Origin of the sequence: Mesorhizobium sp. M0800, from assembly GCF_040320095.1 — a bacterium.
Lineage (GTDB): Bacteria > Pseudomonadota > Alphaproteobacteria > Rhizobiales > Rhizobiaceae > Mesorhizobium.
Window position 1 is genome coordinate 22,235 of the sequence record NZ_JAMYOZ010000039.1, and the last position, 21,940, is coordinate 44,174.

Sequence of the window (21,940 nt, forward strand, 5' to 3'; positions counted from 1 at the left end):
AGTCGCATATGGAAGCCAGCCTAGCCCGCTATATCTGGACGCACACCAAGAAGCAGCAGCTCTGGATATTGATGATCGTCGTGCTTTCGATGATCCCGTATTTCATGTCCTTCGACCTGCCGAAGCTGATCGTCAACGGACCGATCCAAGGTCGCGGCTTCGAGCAACCGGGCGCGACCCAGCCATTCATGAGGCTACACTATAACCTGCCGTTCATTGGAGAGGTCCAGTTCTTCTCCGGTTTTCAGCTCGACCGCGAGGAGACCCTGTTTGCCCTGAGCCTTGTGTTCCTCTTGCTAGTCGTCATCAACGGCCTGTTCAAATTCTACATCAACACCTACAAGGGCCGCCTCGGCGAACGCATGCTGCGGCGTATCCGCTTCGATCTGGTCGACCGTGTGCTGCGTTTTCCGCCGGTTTACTTCAAGCGGGTGAAATCCGCCGAAGTGGCGACCATGGTGAAGGACGAGGTGGAGCCGCTGGGCGGCTTCATCGGCGACGCCTTCCTGCAGCCGGTACTGCTCGGCGGCCAAGCGCTGACGGCCATGCTGTTCATCATGATCCAGAACGTCTGGCTCGGAATGATAGCGGTCGTGATCGTGGCGATCCAGATCGTGCTCATCCCGCGAATGCGGCGGCGGCTGATCGTGCTCGGGCGCCAACGGCAGTTGACGGCGCGCGCACTTTCGGGCCGGGTTGGCGAAATCGTCGACGGCATCGGCGCGGTTCATGTCCACGATACATCAAACTACGAGCGCGCCGACATAGCTGCCCGGCTCGGGCTCATCTTCAAGATCCGCTTCGATCTTTACCAATGGAAATTCATGGTGAAGTTCCTCAACAATTTTCTCGCGCAGCTCACGCCCTTTCTGTTCTACATGATCGGCGGGTATCTGGTCCTCCAGGGGCGGCTGGACGTCGGCCAGCTCGTGGCCGTGATCGGCGCCTACAAGGACCTGCCCGGACCGATGAAGGAACTGATCGACTGGGATCAGGATCGGCAGGATGTCCAGGTCAAATATCAACAGGTCGTTGAACAGTTCACCGTGGAAGGTCTCATCGCGCCGAAAATCGGGGCATTGACGATCGACGATCCCGATCCGATGACCAAGCCGCTATCGGCGATCAATCTGTCCATAGCAGACGATGGCGGTGCAATGCTCCTCAACCGTATCTCCCTCCAGGTCAAGCCGGGTGAGGCGGTGGCACTGGTCAGTACCGCAACAGGTGGAGCGGAGGCGCTTGCAGAAGCCTTCGCGCGGCTGAACTGGCCGGACAGCGGAAGGGTCGCTTCGGGCACCGACGACCTGCTTGAACTCCCCGAAGCAGTAACCGGCCGGCGGATATCGTATGCCTCGTCGGATGTTTTCCTGTTCCAGGCAAGCCTCCGCGACAACCTGCTCTACGGGTTGAAGCATGCGCCGCTGACATCGGTGCCTTATGACGGTGCTGCGGCAGATCAGCACCGCTGGAACATTCACGAGGCGCGCCGGTCGGGCAATCCGGATCTTGATATCCACAGCGACTGGATCAACTATGCTTCTGCTGGCGCTACCGGCCCGCACGACCTCTTTGAAGCCGTGCGCCGGGTGCTCGACGCGGTTGTTCTGTCGCGTGACATTCTGGATCTCGGCTTGCGCTCTTCGGCCGACCTCACGCGTCACACGGAGCTTGCCAGGCGGATCGTCGAACTGCGTGCGGCGCTGCGGACCCGGCTGGAACAAGAGGGGCTGAGCGGACTGGTGGTTCCTTTCGAACCGGGCGCCTACAACAAGGAAGCAACGATCGGCCAAAACCTGCTCTTCGGCGCTGCCGCCGGCCCCGAACTGGCCGACAGGGCCCTGGCGGCCAATCCCTATTTTGCTTCCGTGCTGAGGCAAGCCGGCCTCGACCGCACGCTCTACGAAATGGGCTTGGAGATCGCCAAACAGGCGATCGAGCTGTTTGCCGACCTGCCGCCCGATCACCAGTTCTTCCAGCAGCTCGCCTTCATGAGCGCGGAGGAGATACCCACCTACGAAACCTTGCTGCAACGGCTCAAGAACCGTCCCTACGAGGCGGTTTCGGAGAACGATCGCGCCATGATCGTCACCTTGAGCTTTGCCTACATCGAGCCCCGGCACCGCTTCGGCCTGCTGAGCGACGAGCTGATGAGCAAGATCGTCGCTGCACGCAACCGGTTCTATGAAGACCTGCCGCCCGAGCTGCACAATGCGGTCGAACGGTACGATCCTGCCAAATACATTGCCGCGGCCACCGTCATGGATAATGTCCTGTTCGGGCGTGTGGGCAACAATCATCCCGACGCGCCCGACCGCATACGCTCCATCGTCTATGACATTCTTGACGAACTGGGGCTTTATGGCGAACTTCTGGATGTCGGCCTGGACTTCAACGTCGGCTCCGGCGGCAGGCGGCTGACCGGTGGACAGCGACAGAAGCTCGATGTTGCCCGGGCCTTGCTCAAGCGTCCCGATTTTCTCATTCTCAACCGGCCGCTGTCGGCGCTCGACCAGCGCATGCAGGATAAGGTGCTGCGAAATGTGCTCGAGGAAGCCAGGCGCGACGGCCATTCGCCGGCAATTGTGTGGGTCGTGACGAATCCGGCAATGGCGATGATGTTCGATCGCGTTATCGTCTTCGACTCGGGTCAATTGGCGGAAGACGGAACACACGAGACACTTTTGGCAGGGAACGGTATCTTCAAGGAACTGTTGTCATAGAGCAACGGACATTCAGATGGGATCATTCTGCCGGTGCACGACATCGGGCTCGCCACCTTTCGCGTGGTTTGTCTCGCCATCCCGGAAAGAGAATTGATTCCATCCGGGCGTCCGTTGCTCTAGTCTGGCAAACGCGAATTTTGGAAGGTTTGCGACAATGCTGCTCAAGGATGAAGTTGGAATGCTGCAACGCGTTCCCTTGTTCTCTGCCATCGAGCCGACAAAGCTCAAGCTGCTTGCGTTCACATCCGATCGTGTGAGCTACAGCGCCGGCCAGATCCTTTTCCGGCAGGGCGACGAGGGAGACGCCGCCTATGTCATCCTTTCAGGCAGGGCGGATATTCTTGTCGATTCCGACAGCGGACCGATAAAAGTTGCCGAACTGGAACCAAATTCGATCGTTGGCGAGATCGCCATATTGTGCAACAGCTCCCGCACTGCCACCGTCAGAGCGGCAAGTCCGCTGGAAGCCCTGAGAATCCGCAAGGATCATTTCCTGAGGCTTATGAGGGAGTTCCCGGAAATGACTATCGAGATATTGCGGGTTCTTGCCGATCGCCTAAGCCATACGACCGCGGATCTGATCGACGCACGAAGCGCCAAATAACGAAGGACGTGCGCTCGATCCTCGCCGTCGTGACGGCACTGTCCTCTCGCTGAGAAGATCACCCGGAGAAAGCCTGTCTCGCGTAGCAGCAGTTGTTTGGATATGATGGGCGAAGGGGTAGCATGGACGACAACGTTTTCCTGGTCAGGTTTTGGGGTGTCCGCGGCAGCATTTCGGTATCAGGGCCAGAATTCTCTCGCTATGGCGGCAACTCAATCTGCGTCGAGATGCGATGCGGTAAGCATACGCTTCTGTTCGACGCAGGCTCTGGCCTAAGGCCAGCCGGCGCGGCGCTTCAGGCGTTGGGCGTGACCGATTTCGACCTGCTTTTCACCCATTGCCATTACGATCACATCATCGGGCTGCCGTCTTTTGCGCCGATCTATGACCGGGGCGCCCAGGTTACGCTTTGGTCCGGGCATCTTGCAGGACACATGACGACCCGGCAGATGGTCGATGAGTTCATGCGGCCGCCGTGGTTTCCGGTGAAACTGGAGGCCTGCAAGGCAAGCCTCGACTATCGCGATTTCGTATCCGGAGACGTGCTTCGCCCGCGCGAAGGGGTGGTGGTCCGAACCGGCAGTCTTATGCATCCGGGCGGCTGCATAGGCTACCGGGTCGAATGGGGCGGCGGCGTCGTGGCGGTGATCACAGACACTGAGCACGAGCCGGACAAACTCGATCAGGCGGTGCTCGGCCTGATCGAAGATGCCGACCTCGTCATTTACGATTGCACCTACACCGAGGAGGAAATGGAACGCCGCCGCGGTTACGGGCACTCGACTTGGCAACAGGGCGTCAAGCTCTGTGAGGCGGCCGGTGCGCGGAGGCTTGCGCTGTTTCACCACGATCCGACACGCACCGACAAGGAACTGGACAAGATCCAGAAACTGGCCAAGGACAGGTTTACCGGCGCTTTTGTCGCGCGGGATGGCCAGACGCTCAACCTTCCAGTCTCATTGCGCAAAAAGCGCTGAGCTATTTTCCTCTATCTCTTTGTTTTGACGCAATTCCGGACGGAAACCGTTCATACTTTCCTGGAATTGTTCTACCGGCGCTGCGCCCGATCAATGTCCTGATCGGAAGCCACGCGCAGGCTTCAGTCTGTGCGGTGACTGTGAACAGCCGTTCGAGGAAGAGCCAGGCCGATTCATCATGTACGAGATGGTGGGTGAGCAGGCCCACCGGTTCGCCCCCATCGAATGCATGCTGCAATTGCGCGATGATAGCCTGAACCAATAGGCCATGATCGCGGCAGCCGCGCGTGCCGTGCCAATCCATGATGTCGACATTGCTGTTGATGACCGCAAGTGAAGCCGGCCTTGGCGGCCCATAGACCGACAATGCCGAAAATCCTATCGATCCAAGGTCGGATACCAAGCCGGCGTCGATCCTGTTCCAGGGTGGCACCAGCATCGGAACGGCACGTGCGCCGTGCAGGCCGGTTACGTGCGCCAGCCCGCGAGCCAGATCATCGAGCACCGCCTCGCGTGGCCGATGCGCGCCGAGCTCCTGCTTCTTCTGGCCCTCGGGCGCATGATTTCGGTGCGCCCAGCCATGGATGGCGACCGTGGCATGCGGCGCCTCGTCAAGCCGAACGACAAGCTTCTCGTCAGTCAGGGCGGGAATGACGGCCAGAGTCACCGGAACCGCGAATTCACCGGTGAGGTCGAGCAACCGATCAAGCGCAGGCGTCGGATCCACGGCGTCATCGTCGCGCAGCCAGAACTCTGCCTTACGGTCCGCCCGTTGCCGGCTCGCCAGTTCCTCCACCAAGGGTTGCCAGATTTGATCGGATGTCATGAGACGGGGATCTTCGCAAGAAGTTCGGCCAGACGCGCCGCTGCAGCACCGAGAGAACGTTCTTCGAGGATGAAACGTCTGGCTTCTGCGGCCATGATGGATCTTTCGTCGTTACGGGCCAGAAGCCTTTCAATGGCAGAAGCGAACGCCGCCACATCGTCCGGCGGGGTGAGAAACCCGGCCTGGCCATCCCGGACGACCTCCGGCACGCCGGCGACGTCCTGAGCCACAACCGGAAGGCCGGCGGCCTGTGCTTCAAGATAGGCAACGCCATAGGCCTCGCCGAAACCCGGCCAGACGTAAATTCCCCCACTGTAGAGGACATCCGGCACGGCGGCTGGCTCAATCGCGCCAAGCCATTCGATACGCTCGGCGGGCAAGCCGGCGAATTGCGCTTTGATCTCCTCGCGGGCAGGTCCGTCCCCGACGACCGACATGGTCCAGGGCAGGTGACCGATCGAACCGAGCGCCTGCGCCAGCATGCGATAGCTTTCGAGTTTGTCGCCCGGGCGCATCATGGCGACGGTAACGAGGCGCGTCGGACAACCCCGTGCCGGCGTTTCCCGGAATAGCGATGTGTCGATGAAGGGCGAAAGCATGCCGAAAGCGGCGTCGGGTACCGCATCTGCCAGTCCCTGACGATCCCTTTGCGTGAAGCAGATGTTCAGCACCGCCTGTTCGACGGCTCGCGCCACCAACGCTTGCGTATCGGCCCACAAACCGGTGTTGCGCCGCCTCGAATAGGAGGCTTCCGCTGTCACATAGGGGACACCAAAGGCCAACGCCAGTTCGGGCCCGATCAGGTCGGGCGCCTTGTAATAGGGATGATAGGTGAACCACAGATCGGGCTTGCCGTCACGATCCCAAAGCCTTGCCAGCCGCGCGGCTTCCTTCCGGGCCTCGATCTTGAGCGCATCGAAACTTTTCGAATCCGGTTCGCGTAGATAGAAGCGCAATTCGGATGCCAGTTCGACGCTATGCCCTCCATGCTCCAGCGCCTTGACCAGCATCCGTGCCATCTGGCGGTCGCCGGAGGCAACGGGATGATTGGGCGACTTCAGCGGCGCATAGAAGGCAATTCGCATCGCCGGACCCTATCATCGGAAAGCCAGCGCAAGTCAATTTCGAAGCATGATCGACTTCACCCTCAAGCACTGGAATGTGCTATCTGATGCTCATGGAAACAGCTGCCGCGTCCGATCCGTTTGTTGCTTCTCTGCCGGTCTTCGCAAAGTTTGAAAGCGTTGCCGATATCGATAACTATCGGCCTCTCCCCGATGGCTGGGCGCTGGCCACCGCAGACATCGTCGGCTCGACCAAGGCGATCGAGGCGGGGCGCTATAAAACCGTCAATATGGCCGGTGCCAGCGTCATTTCGGCGCTGCTCAATGCGCTGGGTAGGCAAGATCTTCCCTTTGTCTTCGGCGGCGACGGCGCGCTCGTGGCGTTTCCCGGCTCGGCGCTGGAGATCACCCGCAACGCGCTGGCGGCTGTCCAGAGATGGGTGGCGGACGAACTGGATCTGACCTTGCGTGCCGCAATCGTGCCGATAAAGGATATAAGAGCGCAAGGCCTCGACGTTCGCGTGGCGAGGTTCCAGGCCTCCGATGCGGTCTTCTATGCCATGTTCGCCGGAGGTGGCGGCAGTTGGGCGGAAGCCGAGATGAAAGCGGGGCGCTACCGCATCGATCCTGCGCCGGCCGGCGCGCGGCCGGACCTGACCGGCCTCTCATGCCGCTGGAACCCGATCGAAGCCCGGCATGGCGAAATCGTCTCGATCATAGCCATACCGGGGGCGTCGCGCGACTTGCGCGGTTTTCAGTTTCTGGTTTCCGACATCATCGCCCTTGCCGGCAGGCAGGAACGCGATGGCCACCCGGTGCCGGTGAACGGGCCGGACTACAGTTTGCTGCCCGCCGGCCTCGATATCGAGGCGCGGGCCACGGCGCCGGCAGGACGGCGGTGGCTGTCGAAGCTGTGGATAGTGTTCCTGATGACGCTTACGGCTGTTACGGATAGATATGGCTGGACGATCGGCAGATTCGATCCGAAGATCTACAAACGCGAAGTGGCCAGCAATTCGGATTTCCGGAAGTTCGACGATGGCTTAAAGATGACCATCGACGTTGACGCGGATGTGTTGCAACGGATCGAGAACCGGCTGAAACAGGCGGAAGAGGCGGGCATCTGCAACTATGGCCTGCACCGCCAGAAATCGGCCTTGATGACATGCCTCGTCGCATCGCCGCTGCAGCGCGATCACGTTCATTTCATCGATGGCGCCGCCGGCGGCTATGCGATGGCTGCCGCAAGCCTTAAGGCGAAGGTGCCGGTCTGACGGCTTGCGGACGTCGATTTTCCGCAATATGCCTCGGGGCTCTTGTGAGCGGTGAGCCTCACCATGGAAGCGGACGGCCTGTCCGAATTGACGGGAAGCAGATTTTTGGACGCCTCACGATCGACATATGACCGCCTTCTGAACCGGATTTCGACGCGTGCCGCGCAAGTCGGCGTGATCGGACTGGGCTATGTCGGGTTGCCGCTGGCGGTTGCGATCGCACGCGCCGGCTTCCCTGTTTGCGGCTTCGACATCGAAGCCCAAAAGGTCGAGAGCCTGAACAACGGACAATCCTACATCGAGGCGGTGACGTCGACAGCCCTTGCCGGCCAGGTGGCGAGCGGACGGTTCCGCGCCACTGCGGATTTTGCCGAACTGGCCGTCTGCGATGTCATCATCATCTGCGTTCCGACACCACTGACGAAACACCGCGAGCCGGATCTCTCCTTTGTCAGGAACACCGCAGGCACCATCGCGAAGCATCTGCGTCTCGGTCAGCTCATCGTGCTGGAATCGACCACCTATCCCGGCACCACCGACGACGTGATCAAGCCCATCCTGGAAAAAATCGGCTTGCAGTCGAGGATAGACTTCTTCCTCGGCTTCTCGCCCGAACGCGAGGATCCCGGCAACCGCAGCTTTGAAGTCGCGACGATCCCCAAGGTCGTGGCAGGTGACGGCATTGAAGCGGCGACGCTCGTGCAGGCTTTCTACCATGGCGTGGTCAAGACCGTCGTTCCGGTTTCCACCACGGCGACCGCCGAGGCGGTCAAGCTGACGGAAAACATCTTCCGCTCGGTCAATATAGCCCTCGTCAACGAGTTGAAGATCGTGCTCGGTGCGATGGGAATCGACATCTGGGAGGTGATCGAGGCGGCAAAGACCAAGCCCTTCGGCTACATGCCTTTCTATCCTGGCCCTGGACTTGGCGGGCACTGCGTTCCGATCGATCCCTTCTACCTGACGTGGAAGGCTCGCGAATACGAACTGCCGACCCGCTTCATCGAGCTGGCGGCAGAGATCAACACGGCCATGCCGCGTCATGTGGTCGATGAACTGGCGAAGGCGCTGGACCGGCGCTGCGGCAAGGCGCTCAGCCGCTCGCGCATTCTCATCATCGGGCTCGCCTATAAGAAGAATGTGCCCGACATCCGCGAAAGCCCCTCATTGCGGCTCATTGAACTCATCGAGGAATGGGGCGGCAAGGCGGAATTCCACGATCCGCATGTTACCGAAATCCCGGCCACACGGGAGCATATGGCGATCAAGGGGCGTCGCTCTGTCGAATTGACCGAGGTGGCCTTGAAGGATTTCGACGCTGTCGTCGTTGCAACCGACCACGACGCGATCGACTATCAGGCGATCGCGGATCACGCTCTACTGATCGTCGACACACGCAATATTTTTGGCCGCCTCGGGCTAGCCCGAGAGACGGTGGTGAAGGCCTGACGGCGTCCGAGCCGGCGAATTTGTGCAAGGAGATTTCGAGATAGCATGAGCACAGCGCAAGCAGAAATTTCTGCCATTCTCATGGATAAGGTTGCCGATTGGCTGACCCAATCGGCGTTGGCGGGCGACGACCTGGAAACATTGGTAAGGGGCTTTTGTGAACGGCTGGCTGCTGCCGGCCTGCCGTTGAAGCGGGTGCATTTGAGCTTTTCGATGCTTCATCCGCTTTATGACGCGCTCGGCTTCACCTGGCTCCGCGGCCAGGGCCTGGAAGTGGAAGGCTTCCGCAAGGAGAACGGCGTTCATTCCGACAGATTCCTGACCAGCCCATACTACCATCTGCTCAGCCACAAGCTCGACCATCTGCGGCGCCGGCTCGACCCGTCGGTGCCGTCGGAATTTCCTGTTTTCGATGACCTCAAGCTGATGGGCGTCACCGATTACATGGCTTTCGTCCATCCCTTCAGCGGCAACACCAGTCAGGGCATGATCGGGTCTTGGTCCACCGACAGTGCTGCAGGCTTCAGCGACAGCATGATTTCGGCGCTGCTGCGCATCCAGAACCATCTCGCTATCGCAACCAAGATGGCGGTGCTCACCAAGCTTGCCGACAACATGATGACCACTTATCTCGGCGGCGACGCCGGCAGGCGCGTGCTCGACGGCCAGATCAAGCGCGGCGAGGGTGATACAATCCGGGCGGCACTGGTCATGGGCGACATGCGCGGGTCGTCAAGACTTGCCGAAACCTCCGGCCGCGAAGTCTATATCGATACGCTGAACCAGTTTTTCGACGCCGCCGCTGCACCTTTCAATCGCAAGGGCGGGCAGATCATGAGTTTCATAGGTGATGGCTTCATTGCCGTCTACCCTTGCGCAAGGCACCGTTCACAGTCCGAGATCGCCTGCCAGGCTGCTCTTGCAGCAGCGCACAAGGCCACCGCGCGCATGATGGATCTCAATCTGCGCAGAAAGCAGCAGGGATTGAGCGACATAAACTATGGTATCGGCCTGCATGTCGGCAATGTGATGTTCGGCAATGTCGGGCTTACCGACCGGCTCACATTCTCTGTCTTCGGTTCGGCTGTAAACGAGGTCCAGCGCCTCCAGACCCTGACCAAGAAATATCCGCACAGCGTTCTCGCCAGCAAAGACTTCGCCAGCTATTGCGGCGCCAACAACTGGCTGGCGCTCGGCATGGAGGAACTGGCGGGCATCAGGCAGAAGCTAACGGTGCTTTCACCCGATTTGTCGGGTGCTCTCTCGCTCGACGAAGACGGTGCGCTGGAGCCGATTTACGACCGCATATCGGACGCCGAGCAGGTCATGCTGCTTCATCGCAATGCCGCGCGGCCGTCCGCGGGCGACCCGAGGAAGCTCCAGTAACCGCCACGCTCTGATCCGAACGCGTTTGGTATGCAGTCCGGTCGCCGGTTCCGCCAGGGAACTGGCGACTGTTCGAATCCAAGTTGCTCTAGGCTGGCAATGCGATAGTCTCGCCTTCTGGACCTGCCAGAGTGGGGGCTGGTGTGAGAATGAATTTGGGCGTTGATCTGCTGCGGATCGAGGATGTTGGCATCTCTTTTGCCATTATAGGGGGACCGTTGCATGCCGTCAGGCGTGCAAATCTTCGCGTCCTGCCCGGCAAGGTTACCGCGCTTGTGGGCGAGTCCGGTTCCGGAAAATCGGTTCTCAGCCAGGCAGTGATGGGCATTTTGCCGAACACAGCCCATGTTCGCGGCCGTATCCTGTTTTCCGATCCTGAAAAGCCCGGCACGACGCAGGATATCCTGCAGATGCCGCGTGACGGACCCGAAATCCGGGCGTTGAGAGGCAGCCGCATCGGCAAAATATTTCAGGAGCCGATGACATCACTGTCGCCGCTGCATACGATCGGCAATCAGGTGAGCGAATCCCTGCAGATTCATACGCCCATGGCTTGGGTGGAGCGCAAGGCGCGGACCGAGGAAATGCTCGGACTTGTCGGCTTTCCCAACCCCAAGCGCGCCTATGACATGTATCCCTTTGAACTTTCGGGAGGATTGCGTCAACGCGCCATGATCGCCATGGCGCTTATCTGCCGGCCCGCGCTGTTGATCGCCGACGAGCCGACGACGGCGTTGGACGTCACCATCCAGGCGCAAATCCTGCAATTGCTGCGCGAGCTTCAGACGAAGCTGAACATGGCGATGCTGCTGATCACGCACGATCTTGGCGTAGTCGCCAACGTCGCCGACGAGGTGGTGGTCATGTACCATGGCGAGATCATGGAAGCGGGACCTGTGGAGGCGATATTCCGCCGGCCGGGCCACCCTTACCTGAAGGGCCTGATGGCAGCCGTTCCGCATTTCGACCTGAAGCCCGGCGAAAGGCTAAAGGCGCTCCGCGAGGTGCCGGTGAATGTCGGGAACCTGCTCGGCAAGCAGACGGCGCCGGCATCGAAGGGGCCGGACGACATCCTGCTGTCGGTCAGGGATCTGACAAAGACCTTCACGATCCGCAAGTCCGGATGGTTCGGCGGAGATCATCAAACCTCTGTTCGCGCCGTGGACGGCGTGAGCTTTGATATCAGGCGGGGTGAGTGCCTGGGTCTTGTCGGCGAAAGCGGCTCCGGCAAAACCACCGTCAGCAAGATCCTCATGCGGGCTGTCACCCCTAGCGGCGGCTCTGTGATCTTCAATGGCCGCGATGGTCCGATCGACGTCTTGGAAGCCGAGGGAGACGCCCTGCGCATGCTGCGCGCGAAAATCCAGATGGTCTTCCAGGATCCGGTTTCGTCGCTTTCACCCCGGATGACGGTGGAGAACATTTTGAGCGAGCCGCTGGAAATCCATCGACGTGGCAATGCCGCGTCCCGACTCGCCACGGTCAAGAGCCTGATGCAGGCAATCGGGCTCGACCCGCGCTTCATAAAGCGTTATCCGCATAGTTTCTCCGGCGGGCAGCGTCAGCGTATCGGCATCGCGCGCGCGTTGGCGCTGGGGCCTGAACTCCTGATCTGCGACGAGCCGGTTTCGGCACTCGATGTCTCTGTCCAGGCGCAGATCCTGAACCTTCTGAAGGACCTGCAGAAGGAACTGGGCCTGACCTACCTGTTCATATCCCACAACCTGGCGGTGGTGGACTACATGGCAGACCGCATCGCGGTGATGTGCGGCGGGCGTATCGTCGAGCTCGCGCCGCGCGAAATTCTGCTTAGGAAACCGGTCCACCCCTACACGCGCTCACTGGTCGCCGCAGTACCTTTCCCCGATCTCGACAGGCCGATGGATTTCAAGACGCTGAAACTCAGCGGCGCTTCCGACACCAGCGCATGGGGATCGCAATTCCGCGACGAGGGCGACGAGGATATGCTGTCGCCGCTCGATCTTGGCGGCGGCCACCTCGTGCTGGCCCGACGTTCGGCCGATGTCAGCGAGCTACGCCATTGATCAGCCGGCGCACCGTCCTTGGACTCATGGCTTCGGCATTTCTGCCGGGCACGTTGCGCGCCGGCGATCTGGAGCCGGAATTTCTTGAGCCGCAGCTGAAGGCCAGAGCGCTGCCGGCACTCGCCGAACGCCTGCCCAAGCGCCCGCGCGCGTTGAATCTCGCTGCGATGGGCCGGCAGCCCGGCCAATATGGCGGCACGCTGCGCACGATCATCGGCAGCCAGAAAGATATCCGGATGATGACGATCTACGGGTACGCTCGCCTGGTCGGCTATGACGAAAAGCTTAACCTGCAAGCCGACATTCTCGAAAGTTTCGATGTAGCGGATGATCGTGTCTTCACTTTCAAGATACGAGAAGGACATAAATGGTCTGACGGTAGCCTGCTGACGTCGGAGGATTTTCGCTATTGCTGGGAAGATGTCTGGCTGAACGATGAGCTTTCGCAAGGCGGGCTCGCCCCGGCCCTGCTGGCGGACGGCAAGCCGCCACGCTTCGAGATCGTCGATCCGTTGACGGTCCGCTATAGTTGGGATGCGCCCAATCCCGACTTCCTGCCCAAGCTCGCCGCTGCTTCGCCCCTATCGCTTGTTCTGCCGGCCGCCTATCTCAAGCAGTTCCACAAGAAATACCAGGATCCATTCCGGCTCGCCGGCCTAATGAAGGAGAACCGGGCCCAGAAATGGACGCTCTTGCATATCCGCATGTCGCGGCAGTATCGCCCGGAGAACCCGGAACTGCCGACGCTCGATCCCTGGCAGAACCGGACCAAGCCGCCGGCTGAGCAGTTCGTCTTCGAGCGGAATCCGTTCTTTCATCGAATAGACGAGAATGGCCGGCAACTGCCGTATGTCGACCGGATTGTCATGAATGTCAGCTCGTCGGCGATCATTTCCGCCAAGACCGGTGCGGGCGAGAGCGACCTGCAAGGCATGGGAATTGACTTCACCGATTACTCCTTCCTGAAGGATGCGGAGAAGCGCTACCCGGTGAAGATGCATCTCTGGAAACGCACACAAGGTTCGCGGCTGGCGCTGCTGCCCAATCTGAATTGTGCCGACCAGGTGTGGCGTGGCCTTTTTCGTGACGTGCGCGTGCGCCGCGCACTTTCGCTCGCTGTGGACAGGCGCGAGATCAATTTGGCTGTGTTCTACGGATTGGCGCAGGAAAGTGCCGATACGGTCCTGCCGGAGAGCCCGCTCTACCGGCCGGAATTCGCGAAAGCCTGGGTCGCCCATGATCCCGACCAGGCCAATGCCCTGCTCGACGAGGTCGGGCTTCAGGCGCGTGACGATGACGGCCTGCGGATACTTCCCGACGGGCGCCCGGCGCAGCTCGTAGTGGAAACGGCCGGCGAAAGCACGCTGGAAACCGACGCGCTCGAGCTCATCACCGATCACTGGCGCAAGATCGGCATCGCCCTGTTCATCCGGACTTCGCAGCGCGACATCTTCCGCAGCCGCGCGCTTGGTGGCCAGATCATGATGTCGATGTGGTCGGGCATCGACAATGGCGTGCCGACCGCCGACATGAACCCCTACCAACTGGCCCCCACCGTCGATGACCAGCTGCAATGGCCGCTCTGGGGTGCTCACTACTTGTCCCGTGGCAAGGTCGGCGAAGCGCCCGATCTTCCGCCCGTGGTCGAGTTGATGGCTTTACTCAAGCGCTGGAACGCATCGACCGAAGCCACGGAGCGCGCCGAGATCTGGAATTCAATGCTGTCGATCTATACCGATCAGGTGTTTTCGATCGGCACGGTAAACGGAACGCATCAGCCGGTTTTGGCATCCTCGCGGCTGCGCAATCTGCCTGACAAGGCGCTCTACGGCTACGACCCGACCGCCTATTTCGGTGTCTATATGCCGGATACATTCTGGCTTGGAGAGTCCTGAGCGTGCTTCGATATTTTGTCTGGCGCATCGCCGTGATGGTTCCAACGCTGCTGGTCATATCGGCACTGGTGTTCACGATCATCGAACTTCCCCCAGGCGACTATTTCGACAGCTATGTTGCCGAGCTTCGGGCTCAGGGCGAAGCGGTGGATTCCGATCGCATCGAGATGATGCGCAAGGAATATGGTTTCGACAAGCCACCGGTCATTCGCTACTTCTACTGGGTCGGCGGGATGCTGCACGGCGATTTCGGCTATTCCTTCGAATATGAGCTGCCGGTTCGCGACGTCGTCGGGGACCGAATGTGGCTGACGGTGCTGGTTTCCTTCGTCACGATCATCTTCACCTGGCTCATCGCCTTTCCGATCGGCATGTATTCCGCCACGCATCAATACAGCTGGGGCGACTACGGCCTGACTTTCTTCGGCCTTCTCGGCCTTGCGATTCCGAACTTCATGCTGGCGCTGATCCTGATGTATTTCGCCAACATCTGGTTCGGCACGTCTATCGGCCATCTCATGGACCAGCAATATCTCGGCGAGCCGATGAGCTGGGCCAAGGCGAAGTCGATCCTCGCCCATCTCTGGATTCCGGTCTTGATCATCGGCACCGGGGGCACGGCAAGCATGATCCGGCGGCTGCGCGCCAATCTGCTCGATGAGCTGCATAAGCAATATGTCGTGACCGCGCGCGCCAAAGGCCTTCATCCCTTCAGGGCGCTGGTCAAATATCCGCTGCGCATGGCGCTCAATTTCTTCATTTCAGATATCGGCTCTATCCTGCCGGCCATCATCTCCGGCGCCGAAATCACGGCAATCGTGCTGTCTTTGGAGACGACCGGGCCGATGCTGATCAAGGCGCTGCAAAGCCAGGACATGTATCTGGCAGGGTCGTTCCTGATGTTCCTCGCCTTCCTGACGGTGATCGGCGTCCTGATTTCCGACCTGGCGCTGGCGCTACTTGATCCGCGAATTCGTTTGCAAGGCGGCAGCACCAAATGAACACGCCATCGCCGCTGCCCGCTCCGGGCGCCCCACTGCAACACTACGTTTCCATCGCGCCCTTTGACCTGCAGTCGGTCGAGGCGATGACGCCGGAGCAGTCGAAGGTCTTTCAGGCGTCGCAGCTGCGGCTGATGTGGTGGAAATTCCGTCGGCACAGGCTTGCCCTTGTATCCGGCATATTCCTGGCAGCGCTCTATTTCGGGATACTGATCTGCGAGTTCCTGGCGCCCTACGATCTGCACACGCGCAACATGGACTACATCTATTCGCCGCCGCAGCGGGTGCACCTGTTCCACGACGGCCAGTTCGTCGGGCCGTTCGTCTATGGCCGCCAGATGACGCTGGATATGGACACGCTCAAGCGGAACTACGTCGAGAAACAGGATGATGTTCAGCGGATCCGTTTCTTCTGCAAGGGCGACAGTTACCGGTTCTGGGGCCTTATCGAAGGTGACAGGCATTTTGTCTGCCCCGCCGAAAACGGCCAGCTCTTTCTGGCCGGCACTGACAGGCTGGGGCGCGATGTGCTCTCGCGCATCATCTATGGCGCACGCATTTCACTGACAATCGGCCTCGTCGGCATCAGTTTCAGCTTCCTGCTCGGCATTGTCATCGGCGGACTGGCCGGCTATCACGGCGGTATCTTCGACCTGATCGTCCAACGGATAATCGAAGTTCTGCAATCGATCCCCAGCATTCCGCTATGGCTGGCTCTGGCGGCGATCATGCCGATAACCTGGAGTCCGATCCTGATCTATTTCGGCATCACCGTCATCCTCGGGCTGCTCGACTGGACCGGACTGGCGCGGGCCGTGCGTTCAAAGCTTCTAGCCTTGCGCGAGGAGGATTACGTTCTGGCCGCGCAATTGATGGGCGCCAGAAGCAGCCGCATCATCGGGCGGCATCTCATTCCCGGCTTCATGTCGCATCTGATCGCGACGGCGACGATCTCCATACCCGGCATGATCCTGGGCGAGACGGCGCTGAGCTTCCTCGGGCTCGGCCTGAGGGCGCCGATAACCAGCTGGGGCATCCTGCTCACCGAGGCGCGCAGCGTCAGCGTGATCGCGTTCTATCCATGGCTGCTTTTGCCGATGCTCCCCGTCGTTCTCGTCATCTTGGCGTTCAACTTCCTCGGCGACGGGTTGCGGGACGCCGCGGACCCCTACAAGTGACAGCGCTATTCCGCCGCGCGCAGTGCCGCCGACTCCACCCGTATGATCCTTTGTCGGCAACTGTTCGCTTGTTGCAGTGTTCATCGTCCGCCTCTACACGCGGCAAGACTCGATCGGGGTTTAACACGTCGGCCTCTGGTTTCAGCCGCGAAACGCTCTGGTCGGGGGCAGTTGATTTCGTGAACTGGTTCTGGACATACAATCGCACATGAGTCGCCTTGACAGTTTCATCCGGAGGATGACCGCACAGCGCGACATACTTGATCATGTCTGCGCCGAGGTGGCGAAGATGGAGGGGCCCGTGCTCGAGCTCGGCCTCGGCAATGGCCGGACGTTCCACCATCTGCGCGAGCGCCTGCCCGGACGCCGGATCGTAGCGTTCGACCGCGCACTTGCCGCACACGCCAGCTCAATTCCCGAAGCTGAAAACCTCGTGCTCGGCGAAATACGCGAGACGGCGAGCAGGTTCATTGGCATCGACGCCGCTCTTGTTCATGCCGACATCGGCACCGGCTATGAAGATCGCGATGCAGTCACCTCTACCTGGCTTCCCGATCTGACCGCGCGCCTGCTTCGCGTCGGCGGCATCGCGGTCAGCGGCACGCCGCTCGATCACCCGCAGTTGCAACGCCTCCCGCCGCCACCTTCGGTTCCCGCCGATCGTTATTTTATCTGTAGGCGCGTGTGAGGGGCCGGGACGAGCCAAATCTTCAGGGGCCAAGCCTTCAGGGGATCGTATATACTGCTATCTCCCGGTCAATGCCGCGCAGCGACACCTCGTGGGGCACGGGCGTCAGCGCGTTCCTGTGCAAGAGATCGGCGGTGAGATTGTCGTCGACCACCGCCCGAGTGGCGAAGATCGCCTGTGCGTTGGCAAGGTTCTGGACCCGCGAAGCAATGTTGACCGTCTGGCCGAAATAGTCCTGTCGCTCATTCATAGACACGGCGATGCAGGGGCCGGCATGGACTCCGATCTTGAGCAGCAGATCCTCGCGCCCGCTCTTGTCGTTGAGCGTACGCATGGCATCGCGCATCCTGAGGGCCGCAGCAATCGCACGATCAGGCGTCGCGAAGGTCGCCATTACCGCATCACCGATCGTCTTCACCACCGCGCCCGCCTCCGCCGTGACGATCTCGTGCAGAACCTGGAAATGCTCGCGCACGAGATCGAAGGCTGAAAGGTCGCCCACCCGCTCGTAAAGCTCGGTCGATCCGCGCAGGTCGGTGAACAGGAACGTCAGGCTGGTGATCTTCAGGCGCTGGTTGATGTCGAGTGTATCCGTGCGATAGAGATCGCGGAACGTCTGGTTGGTGAGCAGGCGCTTGGCGGTCAGGAAGGGCCGGCGTTTTCCCAGGAAATCATGCAATGCCTGGCCGGCGATGAAGACCGTCGGCAGCACGCGGGTGTCGGTCCGGTTTTCCAGCGAAATGCGCAACGGGCCGGGTTGCATCTCCAGCGTCTGGTTCTGGACATGGTCGCGGTCGAAGGCCAAAGAGAGGCTCCGGCGCTCCTTTGTTGGTTCGCCCTTCCCGTCGATGAACTGCGCTGAATGGGTGACCGGCTCGAAGACGATGATGAATTCGGACGGAAGCTGTATGGGCAGAACCGCCTTTTCACCGGGCGCAAGCTCGATATCCTCCAGCGAGAACGCTTCTAGCTTTTTCGCGAAATCCTCTTCCGGCAGATCGACGCCGGACGCCCAGTAGATTTGGCGGAAATATTCCGCCACCGTCAGTTCGTGTGGATTGTGGGCGGCAATCCTGCGCACGCGGGGACTGACGGTGAATGTCACCTCGACCATCTCGTCGAGGGTCGGTGAATAGCCCTCGGAGCACAGCGCGCAGGTGTATTCGTCCTTTTGCAGGGTTTTCAGCGTGGCGTTGGTGTCGAGCACGCCGCCACAGCCGGGGCACAGAACATTCCAGGAAATGTCGAAGATACCCACCCGCGCCGCATGGAGAAAGGCGCTTATTGCGCGCTCCTCGTCGAGGCCATGCTTGCTGGCGAAGGCTGGCGCATTGATGCGGCAAAGTTCGCGGTCCTCGCCCTCCGCGATGGTTCGCTTGATCGCGTCGATCGCCTGCGGATCGACATCGGCCGATTGTCGCAGAAGTGAGAACAGATCCTGAGCTTCGTTCATCGTGCAGGCTCCGGAAAATGCACCCCGAGGCGTTTTGACCGGACCGGTCTTTGGTCCGAGTGCTCCATCTTACTTCGAAACGGACCGTACGGCCATTCGAATGGATAAGCCTGGTGACCGTTCAATTTCCATTCGGCGGATTTTAACCGGCCGCAAGCAGCACTATGATGGTCCATGGAGCATTCATCTTTGGGATTTTCTCCCATGCCGACATCCGACAATCCGCCATTTCCCGCGGCCCTGCGCCTTTTTTCTGCGGTGGTCATCATCGTCCTGATCGTAGGCGCCGGCCTGTTTTTCATGCCTGCGCTGGTGAAACCGGGCTGGCCTTGGGCCGTCACGCCGTTCAATGCGCGCTTCCTCGGTGGCTTCTACACCGCCGAAATGGTCGTGATGGCGGCACTGCTGGTCTGGAATCGCTGGTCGCCCGGCAGGCTCGTGCTCGTCATGGCCTTCATCTTCACCGTCATCGTGTCGGTGGCTTCGTCCATCAATCTCGGCTATTTCAACTTCGAGCGCAAAGCGCCCTGGCTGTGGTTTTTGGTCTATCTTGCTTCGGTCGCGGTATCCGGGCTGTTCCTGTGGCGGGCCACGGCCCGTCTTTCTGCAAAAGGCGTGACCTTAAATCCCGCATGGAGCGGCTACATGCCGGCGGAATCCGCGATCCTTGGGCTCTATGGCGTCGGCCTGTTGCTGTTTCCCCTGACATTCAGTGGCATCTGGCCATGGCCGATCGATGCCTTCCACGCTCAGGTCTACAGCGCCATCTTCCTCGCCGGTGCGGGCGGTATATATCTCGTCTGGAGAAGCGCGCCGCGCGAGGAACTGCTGGTGCTCGGGTTGGCGCAGTTTCTGGTTGGCCTGCTTGCCATCCTCGGCGTCGTCATCACCGACGCTGCGGTGCACCGGATCGACTGGACGGCGACCGGGACATTGTGCTGGCTCGCCCTTTTCGGCTGGATAGGCATCAGCGGCGCCTTCAAACTCTACGCCGCCTCCCGGTATTTTTAGCTCGCAATCGGCATCATAGGTCAGAGACGGCTGGATTTTCAGGTGGCGTCCGGTGCATCGTACCGGGCCGATTGCCTTCGCCGGGAACGCCATGACCAGCACGACCTCGCCACCCTCCGAGAAAATCCAGCCGCTGCTGCGGTCCGTCCGGCCAAGCGATGCGGAGGCGCTTTGCGCTATCTTCAACATGCCGGGCTTCCGCTGGGGCACGTTCAGGATGCCTTTCGAGATGGTGGAGCAGGTGGCGCGGCGCATTGCCAAGTCCGGCCAGGAAACCACCTGGATCGTTGCCGAGCTGGACGGCAAGGTCGTCGGCCATGGCAGCCTGGTCGTGCAGGGTTCACCGCGCCGTTCGCATATCGGCGAGATCAATATCGGCCTTGACGATGCCTTTGTCGGCAAAGGTATCGGCTCTGCCATACTTGGCGCGCTGCTTGACGTGGCCGACAACTGGCGCGCCCTGAAGCGGGTCGAATTGACCGTCTATGCCGACAACGAAGCGGCCCTCCGTCTCTACAAAAGCCACGGCTTTGAGGTCGAAGGCCGGCATGTGAAGGCCGGCTTTACCGACGGGCAGTACCACGACCTCCTGAGCATGGCCCGGCTGCGGTTCTAAGATCCGCTGCTTGGCGTTAGCTGTTTAGCCAGTCTGACAATTCGTGCCGAGCGAACAGGTGATTGCTCATGGAGAGCTGCGTAGGATACGGCCATTTCGTCTCACGCCATCTTAATCGAGTTGACGATCTATGTGTGGGCCGGCCGCATCCAGCAAGTCTGGTCTCGCTTGGCGTTTGCACCGCAAGCGGCTAGACGGGACCAATGACCGCCGTCTTTGACCCAAGCCCTACCCCTCCGGTGGAAATTCTGGCTGTGCTGTCGCTGCTCTGCCCGGAGGTCGTGCGCGACATCGAGCAGAACTGGAATGCACCGGTTTCCGACTACGCCCGCCATCTTTGGCGGCCGGTGGCAAGGCCTGCATCGGGCCCGGCGATCGCTGCCCGCTCGATCCTGCGCGAAGTCCTGCATCAGCGCCTCGGTAGGATCATGCAGCCTGACGAGATCGGCAAAGCCCTCGACGAGTTCGAGCACAGACCGGTGATTCAGTCCGGCCTGCACTGCCTGCTTCTGATGGACCGGATCACCTTCGATGCCCTCCTGCTTGCCTGGCTCGGCGCGGTCGAAAACGGGCTGTCGGCCTTCGTCGGCTTCATGGGAACGACAATGACCATGGAGACAGTTGGCCGGGAGGGGCCGGGATGGCTCGACGTCGGCGACGACAAGATCAACCTCTTTGGCATGGGGCGCCACAAACTGTGCCGCAAAAGCGCCTGCGTGGCCGGTCCCGTCTCCCTCAACAAGCGCGCGCTCGAAGCGGTGGGCGACGAAACGGATGCCAGCCGCTGGCTGGGCACACTGCTTGCCAGCCAGGACAAGGTGTTTGAAACCGCCGCCGATGCGCTGACTGCCCTGAACCAGGATCTGGTCGCCAATTGGGATCGTGCCGGCATGGCCCTGCCGGTTTTCATCGATGATCGGGCCGCCGCGGCTGCCATGGCGCGGCATCTGGAATATGACGGCAGCCTTCTTTCCAGGCTGCTCATTGAACCCGCAAGACGCCAGCGTCTCGAACATGCCTGGCAAGAGGCCGCATCGAGCCCATTTGGCAGATTCCTGCCCAATGCCACGGACTATTTCTGGGGCATCCGCGAGGAGCGCGTGCGCAAGCTCGTTCTCGAGAACGGGCACCTGATCGAGCCTGACAGGCCGCAAGGTCTTTCCATCCCGTTCGAGCGGCCACATCTCAGGCGGGCGCTGCTGGAAGGCGTGCTGCTGCCGAACTTGTTCCTGACGTTCCTCGTCCTTGCCATATTGCCGCGCGTGCGGGTCGTGGGCGGCCTGAGACAGATTGGCTACGTAGCGCTTTTCCACTCGATCCTTCTGGCCGTGCTGGACGAAAACGCGCCGGAAGAGCGCGATCTGGCCGCGGAGCTGCAGGTTCGGGAAAATGCCTGGGGCATGCGGGTCATCGATGAAAAGATCTCAGTCCGCGAGCAGCTTGCCGGCCTGCCGGAAGTGGCGCTCTTCCCAAACCTGCTCCGGCAATACCGATTGCGGACATTTGCCGAGACGACCAACGACCTGAAACTGGTTCGCGAAAACGCCAGATGGCGCAAGATCGGCCAGGCAGAGATCAAGCCGACCTGAGACTAGTGCGCAACCGCAAGCGACGGCGATCTATCGGGGAGCCTCTAGAGCGGTCCCTGATTTGACGGAATCGAAGGGGATTCCGGATCAGTCGGTTTTGTGATTCAAGATGCTGGCTGGAGTGGAGGCCAGCATCGGATGACGCGACCTCTTTCGGA

The 21,940-nt window shown here is 60.6% G+C and carries 17 protein-coding genes; 14 read left to right on the top strand and 3 right to left on the bottom strand.

What is annotated here, in order from left to right; all coding sequences use genetic code 11:
• Positions 1-8: 8 nt before the first annotated feature.
• From NKI18_RS29640 to NKI18_RS29650, 3 genes are all read left to right on the top strand, one after another.
• Positions 9-2,723, top strand: a complete 2,715-nt coding sequence (locus NKI18_RS29640; RefSeq protein WP_352620904.1) for an ABC transporter transmembrane domain-containing protein — start codon at positions 9-11, stop codon at positions 2,721-2,723.
• A 157-nt stretch (positions 2,724-2,880) separates the two neighbouring features.
• On the top strand, positions 2,881-3,330 hold the full coding sequence (locus NKI18_RS29645) for a cyclic nucleotide-binding domain-containing protein (RefSeq protein ID WP_023675957.1): 450 nt from the start codon (positions 2,881-2,883) through the stop codon (positions 3,328-3,330).
• Positions 3,331-3,452: 122 nt separating this feature from the next.
• A complete protein-coding gene (locus NKI18_RS29650; protein WP_353021482.1) occupies positions 3,453-4,307 on the top strand; it encodes an MBL fold metallo-hydrolase in 855 nt (284 codons plus the stop codon).
• A gap of 1 nt (position 4,308) precedes the next feature.
• Here NKI18_RS29650 and NKI18_RS29655 read toward each other — a convergent pair whose 3' ends face one another.
• Both NKI18_RS29655 and NKI18_RS29660 read right to left on the bottom strand, forming a co-directional pair.
• Positions 4,309-5,133, bottom strand: coding sequence for a polysaccharide deacetylase family protein (locus NKI18_RS29655; RefSeq protein ID WP_352570086.1), 825 nt, complete (start codon positions 5,131-5,133; stop codon positions 4,309-4,311).
• A complete protein-coding gene (locus tag NKI18_RS29660; protein WP_352620910.1) occupies positions 5,130-6,218 on the bottom strand; it encodes a glycosyltransferase family 4 protein in 1,089 nt (362 codons plus the stop codon). The genes NKI18_RS29655 and NKI18_RS29660 overlap by 4 nt, the downstream gene beginning before the upstream one ends.
• 74 nt (positions 6,219-6,292) lie before the next feature.
• Between NKI18_RS29660 and NKI18_RS29665 the strand changes: the two genes are divergently transcribed.
• From NKI18_RS29665 to NKI18_RS29700, 8 genes are all read left to right on the top strand, one after another.
• Positions 6,293-7,471, top strand: a complete 1,179-nt coding sequence (locus NKI18_RS29665; RefSeq protein WP_352457190.1) for a DUF3095 domain-containing protein — start codon at positions 6,293-6,295, stop codon at positions 7,469-7,471.
• A gap of 105 nt (positions 7,472-7,576) precedes the next feature.
• On the top strand, positions 7,577-8,920 hold the full coding sequence (locus NKI18_RS29670; protein WP_352450255.1) for a nucleotide sugar dehydrogenase: 1,344 nt from the start codon (positions 7,577-7,579) through the stop codon (positions 8,918-8,920).
• Positions 8,921-8,965: 45 nt separating this feature from the next.
• A complete protein-coding gene (locus tag NKI18_RS29675; RefSeq protein ID WP_352620912.1) occupies positions 8,966-10,306 on the top strand; it encodes an adenylate/guanylate cyclase domain-containing protein in 1,341 nt (446 codons plus the stop codon).
• A gap of 149 nt (positions 10,307-10,455) precedes the next feature.
• Positions 10,456-12,351, top strand: a complete 1,896-nt coding sequence (locus NKI18_RS29680; protein WP_352620914.1) for an ABC transporter ATP-binding protein — start codon at positions 10,456-10,458, stop codon at positions 12,349-12,351.
• Complete coding sequence (locus tag NKI18_RS29685; RefSeq protein ID WP_352620916.1) at positions 12,348-14,246, top strand: ABC transporter substrate-binding protein; 1,899 nt, start codon at positions 12,348-12,350, stop codon at positions 14,244-14,246. The genes NKI18_RS29680 and NKI18_RS29685 overlap by 4 nt, the downstream gene beginning before the upstream one ends.
• A gap of 2 nt (positions 14,247-14,248) precedes the next feature.
• On the top strand, positions 14,249-15,247 hold the full coding sequence (locus NKI18_RS29690) for an ABC transporter permease (protein WP_352570080.1): 999 nt from the start codon (positions 14,249-14,251) through the stop codon (positions 15,245-15,247).
• Positions 15,244-16,425, top strand: coding sequence for an ABC transporter permease (locus tag NKI18_RS29695; RefSeq protein ID WP_352620918.1), 1,182 nt, complete (start codon positions 15,244-15,246; stop codon positions 16,423-16,425). The genes NKI18_RS29690 and NKI18_RS29695 overlap by 4 nt, the downstream gene beginning before the upstream one ends.
• A gap of 208 nt (positions 16,426-16,633) precedes the next feature.
• Positions 16,634-17,113: a class I SAM-dependent methyltransferase gene (locus NKI18_RS29700; RefSeq protein ID WP_352457162.1), complete on the top strand. Its 480-nt coding sequence runs from the start codon at positions 16,634-16,636 to the stop codon at positions 17,111-17,113.
• Positions 17,114-17,150: 37 nt separating this feature from the next.
• Here the strand turns inward: NKI18_RS29700 and NKI18_RS29705 are convergent, their stop codons facing one another.
• Positions 17,151-18,566, bottom strand: coding sequence for an adenylate/guanylate cyclase domain-containing protein (locus NKI18_RS29705; RefSeq protein ID WP_352620920.1), 1,416 nt, complete (start codon positions 18,564-18,566; stop codon positions 17,151-17,153).
• A gap of 204 nt (positions 18,567-18,770) precedes the next feature.
• Between NKI18_RS29705 and NKI18_RS29710 the strand changes: the two genes are divergently transcribed.
• The 3 genes from NKI18_RS29710 to NKI18_RS29720 all read left to right on the top strand — a co-directional run bounded on the left by NKI18_RS29710 (position 18,771) and on the right by NKI18_RS29720 (position 21,782).
• Positions 18,771-19,577 (top strand): hypothetical protein, encoded by an 807-nt coding sequence (locus NKI18_RS29710; protein WP_353021489.1) that lies wholly within the window; start codon positions 18,771-18,773, stop codon positions 19,575-19,577.
• A gap of 91 nt (positions 19,578-19,668) precedes the next feature.
• The gene (locus tag NKI18_RS29715; protein WP_352620924.1) at positions 19,669-20,193 is read left to right on the top strand and encodes a GNAT family N-acetyltransferase; all 525 of its coding nucleotides are present in this window, start codon (positions 19,669-19,671) and stop codon (positions 20,191-20,193) included.
• A gap of 203 nt (positions 20,194-20,396) precedes the next feature.
• Positions 20,397-21,782: a hypothetical protein gene (locus NKI18_RS29720; protein ID WP_353021493.1), complete on the top strand. Its 1,386-nt coding sequence runs from the start codon at positions 20,397-20,399 to the stop codon at positions 21,780-21,782.
• The last annotated feature ends 158 nt before the right edge of the window (positions 21,783-21,940 follow it).